The sequence below is a fragment of the Lentzea sp. NPDC005914 genome (genome assembly GCF_040629405.1).
Classification (GTDB): domain Bacteria; phylum Actinomycetota; class Actinomycetes; order Mycobacteriales; family Pseudonocardiaceae; genus Lentzea.
This window is the reverse complement of record NZ_JBEXVQ010000047.1, coordinates 71,612-78,760: the sequence shown is the minus strand read 5'-3', so window position 1 is coordinate 78,760 and position 7,149 is coordinate 71,612. Positions and strand designations below refer to the sequence as shown.

The following is a 7,149-nucleotide window of genomic DNA, read 5'->3' as shown; positions in this document are numbered from 1 at the left end:
CAACCGGACACGCTTTTCGTCCGGTTGACACCCCGATCCTGGTGTGGCTCGCTCCGGCTCGGCTTGGGACGGGACCCCACCCGGACCGCACCACCAACGCAACGCGCAGCCGCCGAACGCAACAGGCGTGCCATCAACCCGCAAGCGGCGCTGGACCCCCCGATCAGATTGGCGGGGGTTTGGGGACAGCGCCCCCGAGGGGAAGCACGCAACGCAAGATGAAGTCTCGCAACCCAGCCACCTACGGACACGGAACAGCAACCCGCCAACGCACCAGAACGACCCACGGGACCGCAGCGCGCGCCGAAGGCGCCACCCCCTCAGGAAAACGCCAAAGGGCCCCGAGGCAAAGCCTCAGGGCCCTTCAACAGCTGACGCGAAGCGTCAGGAAGCCACAGTGGTGGTCCCACCAGCAGCAGCGATCTTCTCCACAGCGGTCTTGGAGAACTTGTCAGCCGTGACATCCAGCTTGACCGAGACATCCCCGTCACCCAGCACCTTGACGAGCGAGCCCTTGCGGACCAGCCCGGCCAGAACCAGCGCGGGAACGTCCACCGAGCCGCCCTCCGGGAAGGAGGCAGCGATCGACGAGACGTTCACGACCTGGTACTCGGTGCGGAACGGGTTCTTGAAGCCCTTGAGCTTCGGCAGCCGCATGTGCAGCGGCATCTGGCCACCTTCGAAGCGCGGCGAGACGTTCTTGCGAGCGCCCGTGCCCTTCGTACCGCGGCCGGCGGTCTTGCCCTTGGAGCCTTCACCACGACCGACGCGGGTCTTGGCGGTCTTGGCTCCGGGGGCGGGACGCAGGTCGTGAATCTTGATGGTCACGACTGGACCTCCTCAACAACCACCAGGTGACGCACGGCGTGGATCAAGCCGAGCACCTGGGGGGTGTCCTCACGCACGACCGACTGGCGGATCTTGCGCAGCCCGAGGGTGCGCATCGACTCGCGGTGGTTGTGCTTGGTACCGATGGTGCTGCGGACCTGGGTGATCTTGAGCTGAGCCATGATCACACCCCCTGGCCCGCGCGGGCGCGGATCATGCCGGCGGGAGCGACGTCCTCGAGGGGCAGGCCACGACGGGCCGCAACCTCTTCCGGACGCTGCAGACCCTTGAGGGCCGCCACGGTCGCGTGCACGATGTTGATCGCGTTGTCGGAGCCGAGCGACTTCGACAGCACGTCGTGCACGCCGGCGCACTCGAGGACGGCGCGGACAGCGCCACCCGCGATGACACCGGTACCGGCCGAGGCCGGACGCAGCAGGACCACACCAGCGGCCTTCTCACCCTGGACCGGGTGGGGGATGGTGCCGGCGATGCGAGGCACGCGGAAGAAGTTCTTCTTCGCTTCCTCGACACCCTTGGCGATGGCCGCGGGAACTTCCTTGGCCTTGCCGTAACCGACGCCGACCATGCCGTCGCCGTCACCCACCACGACGAGCGCGGTGAAGCTGAAGCGACGACCACCCTTGACCACCTTGGAGACGCGGTTGATCGCAACCACGCGCTCGAGGTGGGGGGTCTTCTCCTGGGCCGCGCCGCCGCGGCCGCCGTCACGACGGTCGCGGCGCTCTCCGCGCTCGCCCCCGCCGCCTTCGCGACGCGTACGTCCTGGCATCAGGCGTCCCTCTCAATTCCAGAAATGATCATTGTCAGAACTCCAGCCCCGCCTCGCGAGCGGCATCCGCCAGAGCAGCGATCCGGCCGTGGTACGCGTTGCCGCCGCGGTCGAACACGACCGCCGTGACACCGGCGTCCTTGGCACGGGCCGCGGCCAGCTGGCCGACCTTGGCCGCGCGGGCCTTCTTGTCGCCTTCCAGCGCACGGACGTCGGCCTCCATGGAGGAAGCGGACGCGACCGTGTGGCCCTTCAGGTCGTCGATGATCTGCACGGTGATGTGCTTCGACGACCGGTGCACGACCAGGCGCGGACGCTCGGCGGTGCCGCTGACCTTCTTGCGGAGGCGGAAGTGGCGACGGGCCTTCGCAACACGACGCCTGGTGGAGATGTCCTTGCCCACCGGCTTGCGCTTCGTAACAGTCGACTCGCTCATGTCACTTACCCGTCTTTCCGACCTTGCGACGGATCTTCTCGCCCGAGTACCGGACGCCCTTGCCCTTGTACGGGTCGGGCTTGCGCAGCTTGCGGATGTTGGCGGCGACCTCACCGACCAGCTGCTTGTCGATACCGGAAACCGAGAACCGGGTCGGGGTCTCCACCGCGAAGGTGATGCCCGCGGGGGCCTCGACCTTGACGGGGTGGGAGTAACCGAGCGCGAACTCGAGCTCAGAGCCCTTGAGCGCGACGCGGTAACCGACGCCGTGGATCTCCATCTTCTTTTCGTAACCCTGGGTCACGCCGACGACCATGTTGTGCACGAGCGTGCGCGACAGGCCGTGGAGCGCGCGGTTGCGGCGCTCGTCGTTCGGGCGCTTGACCTCGAGAGTGCCGTCTTCGGCCTTCTCGACGATGATCGGCTCAGCGAGCGTCAGCGTCAGGAGACCCTTGGGGCCCTTGATGCTCACGTCCTGTCCGGCGATGTTCACGTCGACCCCGGAGGGGACAATGATCGGCTGCTTTCCGATGCGCGACATGTCTACTCCCCCTTACCAAACGTAGGCGAGGACTTCTCCGCCCACGCCTGCCTTGTTGGCCTGACGGTCGGTCATGAGACCGCCAGAGGTCGAAATGATCGCCACGCCGAGGCCACCGAGAACTCGGGGCAGGCCAGTGGACTTCGCGTACACACGCAGACCGGGCTTCGACACGCGGCGGAGGCCGGCGATGCTGCGCTCCCGGTTCGGGCCGTACTTCAGCTCGACGACCAGGTTCTTGGCCACCTCGCCGTCCTCGTCGCGGTACGAGGCGATGTAGCCCTCGCGCTTGAGGATCTCGGCGATGTTCGCCTTGATCTTGGAGTGCGGCATCACGACCTTGTCGTGGTAAGCCGAGTTCGCGTTGCGCAGACGAGTGAGCATGTCTGCGATCGGGTCGGTCATCGTCATGGTGACCTGGTCAACCTTTCTCGCTGCGGTTCACCGGCTCAGGGTCCAGACCCGCCCTCTCCCCCGAGGGAGAGAGGACAGGACGGTCGTGTGCGGGCCTACAGCGAAGTAATGGAGCTTTGAATTACCAGCTGGACTTGCTCACGCCAGGCAGCTCACCGCGGTGAGCCATCTCGCGCAGGCAGATCCGGCAGAGGCCGAACTTGCGGAACACCGCGTGGGGGCGGCCGCAACGCTGGCACCGGGTGTAACCCCGGACCTTGAACTTCGGCTTCTTCGCGGCCTTGTTGATCAACGCCTTCTTGGCCATCGACTCAGTTCTCCTTGAACGGGAAGCCCAGGAGCTTCAGCAGCGCCCGGCCCTCCTCGTCGTTCGTGGCGGTGGTGACGACGGTGATGTCCATGCCGCGAGGCCGGTCGATAGCGTCCGGGTCGATCTCGTGGAACATCGACTGCTCGTTCAGGCCGAACGTGTAGTTGCCGTTGCCGTCGAACTGCTTGCCCGAGAGGCCGCGGAAGTCGCGGATACGGGGCAGCGCGATCGTCAGCAGACGGTCGAGGAACTCCCACATGCGGTCGCCGCGCAGCGTGACGCGCGCACCGATCGGCATGCCTTCACGCAGCTTGAACTGCGCGATGGACTTGCGGGCCCGGCGAACCTCGGGACGCTGGCCGGTGATGATCGAGAGGTCCCTGACGGCACCCTCGATCAGCTTGCCGTCACGGGCGGCGTCGCCGACACCCATGTTGACGACAACCTTCACGACGCCCGGGATCTGCATGACGTTGGAGAAGTCGAACTGCTTCTGCAGTTCGGCCTTCACCTCGTCGCGGTAGCGCGTCTTGAGCCGCGGGATGATCTTCTCTGCGGTAGTCATGATCAGATGTCCTTCCCGTTACGACGGGAAATGCGGACCCGCTTGCCCTCGTCGTTCGTCCGGTAACCAACACGGGTCGGCTTGCCGTCCGAGTCGACCACCATCACGTTGGAGACGTTGATCGGGGCTTCCTGGGTCACGATGCCACCAGACTGCGCGCCCCGCTGGGTCTGCGTGATCTTGGTGTGCTTCTTGATCCGGTTGACGCCCTCGACCAGGACCTTGCCGACCTCGGGGTAGGCCATGATGACCTTGCCCTTGGCGCCCTTGTCCTTGCCGGCGATAACGACGACAGTGTCGCCCTTCTTCACCTTCATGGTCAGAGCACCTCCGGTGCCAGCGAGATGATCTTCATGAACTTCTTGTCGCGCAGCTCGCGCCCGACCGGGCCGAAGATGCGGGTACCGCGGGGCTCGTTGTCGTTCTTGATGAGCACTGCGGCGTTCTCGTCGAAACGGATGTACGAGCCATCCGCGCGACGGCGCTCCTTGACGGTGCGGACGATGACGGCCTTGACGACGTCACCCTTCTTCACGCCGGCACCGGGGATCGCGTCCTTGACGGTTGCGACGATGATGTCGCCGATGCCCGCGTAGCGGCGGCCGGATCCACCGAGAACACGGATGCAAAGGATTTCCTTCGCACCAGTGTTGTCGGCGACACGAAGCCGCGACTCCTGCTGAATCACTTAACTTGCTCCTTGACCATTCCTGGCCCGCCGGATTTCCGACCCGACGGGCTCGGTCTGTCTAGAAAGGACTACTTGGCCTTCTCGAGGATCTCGACGAGCCGCCAGCGCTTGGTCGCCGACAGAGGCCGGGTCTCCATGAGCAGCACGCGGTCGCCGACGCCCGCCGCGTTCTCCTCGTCGTGCACCTTCACCTTGGTGGTGGAGCGCATGATCTTGGAGTAACGCGGGTGCTTCTTGCGGTCCTCGAGCGCGACCACGATCGTCTTGTCCATCTTGTCGGACACGACGAGGCCCTCACGGACCTTGCGGTCGTTGCGCTTCTCGGTCTGGACTTCGTTGCTTTCGGTCATGCCGCACCCTCACCAGTGGAATCCGGCGAAACGGAGAGCCCGAGCTCCCGCTCCCGCATCACGGTGTAGATCCGGGCAATTTCGTGCCGGACCGTGCGCAGCCGCCGGTTGTTGTCGAGCTGGCCCGTGGCCATCTGGAAACGAAGGTTGAAGAGCTCTTCCTTCGATTCCTTCAGACGCAGCACGAGCTCTTCCTCGGTGAGCTCACGCAGCTCGGAAGCGGTGGTACCCGCTGCCATCAGAACTCACCACCCTCACGCGTAACGATGCGGCACTTCATCGGGAGCTTGTGGATCGCGCGGCGGAGCGCCTCGCGAGCGACCTGCTCGTTCGGGAAGGCCATCTCGAAGAGGACGCGACCCGGCTTGACGTTGGCCACCCACCACTCCGGCGAACCCTTACCGGAACCCATGCGGGTCTCGGCCGGCTTCTTCGTGAGCGGACGGTCCGGGAAGATGTTGATCCAGACCTTGCCGCCACGACGGATGTGACGCGTGATGGCGATACGAGCGGACTCGATCTGCCTGTTGGTGACGTAGGCCGGCTCGAGAGCCTGGATGCCGTACTCACCGAAGGTGACCTTCGTGCCGCCCTTGGCAGCACCCGACCGCTTGGGGTGGTGCTGCTTGCGGTGCTTGACCCTGCGCGGGATGAGCATGACTCAGCTCTCCGTCTTCTCTGCAGCAGCCGGGGCCTCGGCGGACGCGTTGGCGTCAGCTGCGGCACGACCGGCCTCGGTGCTCGTCGCGGTGGTGCCGCTGGCACCGGAACGACGGGCCCGGTTCGGACGCTCGCTACGGTCGCGGCGCGGGGCGCGGTCGGCCTGAGCCGGGGCCGCGTCGAGCGCGCGCTTGGCCGAGATGCCACCGACGATGTCGCCCTTGTAGATCCACACCTTCACGCCGATACGGCCGAACGTGGTGCGGGCCTCGAAGAAGCCGTAGTCGATGTTGGCGCGGAGCGTGTGCAGCGGCACGCGGCCGTCGCGGTAGTGCTCCGAGCGGGACATCTCGGCGCCGCCCAGGCGACCGCCGCACTGCACGCGGATGCCCTTGACCTGCGGCGAACGCATGGCCGACTGAATGGCCTTGCGCATCGCGCGCCGGAAGGCAACGCGGTTGGACAGCTGCTCGGCGACACCCTGTGCCACGAGCTGCGCGTCCGACTCGGGGTTCTTGACCTCGAGGATGTTCAGCTGGACCTGCTTCTTGGTGAGCTTCTCCAGCTCACCGCGGATGCGGTCCGCCTCGGCACCACGACGGCCGATGACGATGCCCGGCCGGGCGGTGTGGATGTCGACGCGCACCCGGTCACGGGTCCGCTCGATCTCCACCTTGGAGATGCCGGCACGCTCCATGCCCTTGCTGAGCAGCTTGCGGATCTTGACATCTTCCGCGACGTACTCGGCGTACTGCTTGTCGGCGTACCAGCGGGACTTCCAGTCGGTGGTGATCCCCAGCCGGAAGCCGTGCGGGTTGATCTTCTGGCCCACTACCGGGTTCCCTTCGCGCTGGTCTTCTTCGGACGCGACTCCACCTCAATGGTGATGTGCGACGTCCGCTTGCGGATCCGGTACGCGCGGCCCTGGGCACGCGGGCGGAAACGCTTGAGGGTCGGACCCTCGTCCACGTAGGCCACCGACACCCAGAGGGTCTCGGGGTCCAGGGACAGGTTGTTCTCGGCGTTGGCCATGGCGCTGGCGAGCACCTTCGCGACCGGCTCACTTGCTGCCTGCGGCGCGAACTGGAGCACGGCCAGGGCCTCGCGGGCGTTACGTCCCTTGATGAGCTCGACGACGCGGCGCACCTTCATCGGCGTGTCGCGGACGTAGCGAGCCCGAGCCACGGCGCGCGGAAACTCCTGCGCCTCAGCATCTTTACGGGCGTTCATCGCTGCTTCCCCTTGCTCTTCCTAGTTCGGCGCCTTAGCGGCGGCGAGACTTCCGGTCGTCCTTGATGTGGCCCTTGAAGGTGCGGGTAGGGGCGAACTCGCCCAGCTTGTGCCCGACCATCGCTTCGGTCACGAACACCGGGACGTGCTTGCGGCCGTCGTGCACCGCGATGGTGTGACCCAGCATGTCCGGGATGATCGTGGACCGGCGGGACCACGTCTTGATGACCGTCTTCTTGCCCGACTCGTTGAGAACGTCCACCTTCTTGAGCAGGTGGTCGTCAACGAAGGGGCCCTTCTTAAGGCTGCGAGGCATCCTTCACTCCCTTCC

The 7,149-nt window shown here is 65.9% G+C and carries 16 protein-coding genes; all 16 read right to left on the bottom strand.

The genetic code is table 11. The annotated features are described in order from the left end of the window. Nucleotides 1-384: 384 nt before the first annotated feature. Nucleotides 385-828, bottom strand: coding sequence for a 50S ribosomal protein L15 (gene rplO, locus ABZ345_RS41950; RefSeq protein WP_359860530.1), 444 nt, complete (start codon nt 826-828; stop codon nt 385-387). Further along, nucleotides 825-1,010: a 50S ribosomal protein L30 gene (gene rpmD, locus ABZ345_RS41945; RefSeq protein ID WP_045309828.1), complete on the bottom strand. Its 186-nt coding sequence runs from the start codon at nt 1,008-1,010 to the stop codon at nt 825-827. Before rpmD ends, rplO begins: the two co-directional genes overlap by 4 nt. A gap of 2 nt (nt 1,011-1,012) precedes the next feature. Next, entirely contained in the window at nt 1,013-1,621 is a 609-nt protein-coding gene (rpsE, locus tag ABZ345_RS41940) for a 30S ribosomal protein S5 (RefSeq protein ID WP_030473451.1), read from the bottom strand. 34 nt (nt 1,622-1,655) lie between these two features. Then, nucleotides 1,656-2,057 (bottom strand): 50S ribosomal protein L18, encoded by a 402-nt coding sequence (gene rplR, locus ABZ345_RS41935; protein WP_359860529.1) that lies wholly within the window; start codon nt 2,055-2,057, stop codon nt 1,656-1,658. A 1-nt stretch (nt 2,058) separates the two neighbouring features. Further along, nucleotides 2,059-2,598, bottom strand: coding sequence for a 50S ribosomal protein L6 (gene rplF / locus ABZ345_RS41930; protein WP_045309814.1), 540 nt, complete (start codon nt 2,596-2,598; stop codon nt 2,059-2,061). Nucleotides 2,599-2,610: 12 nt separating this feature from the next. Continuing rightward, nucleotides 2,611-3,009 (bottom strand): 30S ribosomal protein S8, encoded by a 399-nt coding sequence (gene rpsH, locus ABZ345_RS41925; RefSeq protein WP_030478309.1) that lies wholly within the window; start codon nt 3,007-3,009, stop codon nt 2,611-2,613. A 124-nt stretch (nt 3,010-3,133) separates the two neighbouring features. Beyond that, nucleotides 3,134-3,319 carry a type Z 30S ribosomal protein S14 gene (locus ABZ345_RS41920; RefSeq protein ID WP_030473455.1) on the bottom strand — a complete coding sequence of 62 codons (186 nt, stop codon included), beginning with the start codon at nt 3,317-3,319 and terminating at the stop codon, nt 3,134-3,136. A gap of 4 nt (nt 3,320-3,323) precedes the next feature. After that, nucleotides 3,324-3,887 (bottom strand): 50S ribosomal protein L5, encoded by a 564-nt coding sequence (gene rplE, locus ABZ345_RS41915; RefSeq protein ID WP_359860528.1) that lies wholly within the window; start codon nt 3,885-3,887, stop codon nt 3,324-3,326. Between the two features lie 2 nt (nt 3,888-3,889). Then, nucleotides 3,890-4,204, bottom strand: coding sequence for a 50S ribosomal protein L24 (gene rplX, locus ABZ345_RS41910; RefSeq protein WP_355553899.1), 315 nt, complete (start codon nt 4,202-4,204; stop codon nt 3,890-3,892). 2 nt (nt 4,205-4,206) lie between these two features. Beyond that, complete coding sequence (rplN, locus tag ABZ345_RS41905; RefSeq protein ID WP_030473458.1) at nt 4,207-4,575, bottom strand: 50S ribosomal protein L14; 369 nt, start codon at nt 4,573-4,575, stop codon at nt 4,207-4,209. A 71-nt stretch (nt 4,576-4,646) separates the two neighbouring features. Next, nucleotides 4,647-4,928, bottom strand: a complete 282-nt coding sequence (gene rpsQ, locus ABZ345_RS41900) for a 30S ribosomal protein S17 (RefSeq protein ID WP_089949051.1) — start codon at nt 4,926-4,928, stop codon at nt 4,647-4,649. Next, the gene (gene rpmC, locus ABZ345_RS41895) at nt 4,925-5,167 is read right to left on the bottom strand and encodes a 50S ribosomal protein L29 (RefSeq protein ID WP_045309810.1); all 243 of its coding nucleotides are present in this window, start codon (nt 5,165-5,167) and stop codon (nt 4,925-4,927) included. Before rpmC ends, rpsQ begins: the two co-directional genes overlap by 4 nt. Next, the gene (gene rplP, locus ABZ345_RS41890) at nt 5,167-5,586 is read right to left on the bottom strand and encodes a 50S ribosomal protein L16 (RefSeq protein WP_030473461.1); all 420 of its coding nucleotides are present in this window, start codon (nt 5,584-5,586) and stop codon (nt 5,167-5,169) included. The genes rpmC and rplP overlap by 1 nt, the downstream gene beginning before the upstream one ends. 3 nt (nt 5,587-5,589) lie before the next feature. Continuing rightward, entirely contained in the window at nt 5,590-6,420 is an 831-nt protein-coding gene (gene rpsC / locus ABZ345_RS41885; protein ID WP_359860527.1) for a 30S ribosomal protein S3, read from the bottom strand. Continuing rightward, nucleotides 6,420-6,818: a 50S ribosomal protein L22 gene (gene rplV / locus ABZ345_RS41880; protein ID WP_089949048.1), complete on the bottom strand. Its 399-nt coding sequence runs from the start codon at nt 6,816-6,818 to the stop codon at nt 6,420-6,422. Before rplV ends, rpsC begins: the two co-directional genes overlap by 1 nt. Nucleotides 6,819-6,852: 34 nt before the next feature. Then, nucleotides 6,853-7,134: a 30S ribosomal protein S19 gene (gene rpsS / locus ABZ345_RS41875; RefSeq protein ID WP_015105260.1), complete on the bottom strand. Its 282-nt coding sequence runs from the start codon at nt 7,132-7,134 to the stop codon at nt 6,853-6,855. Nucleotides 7,135-7,149 lie beyond the last annotated feature (15 nt).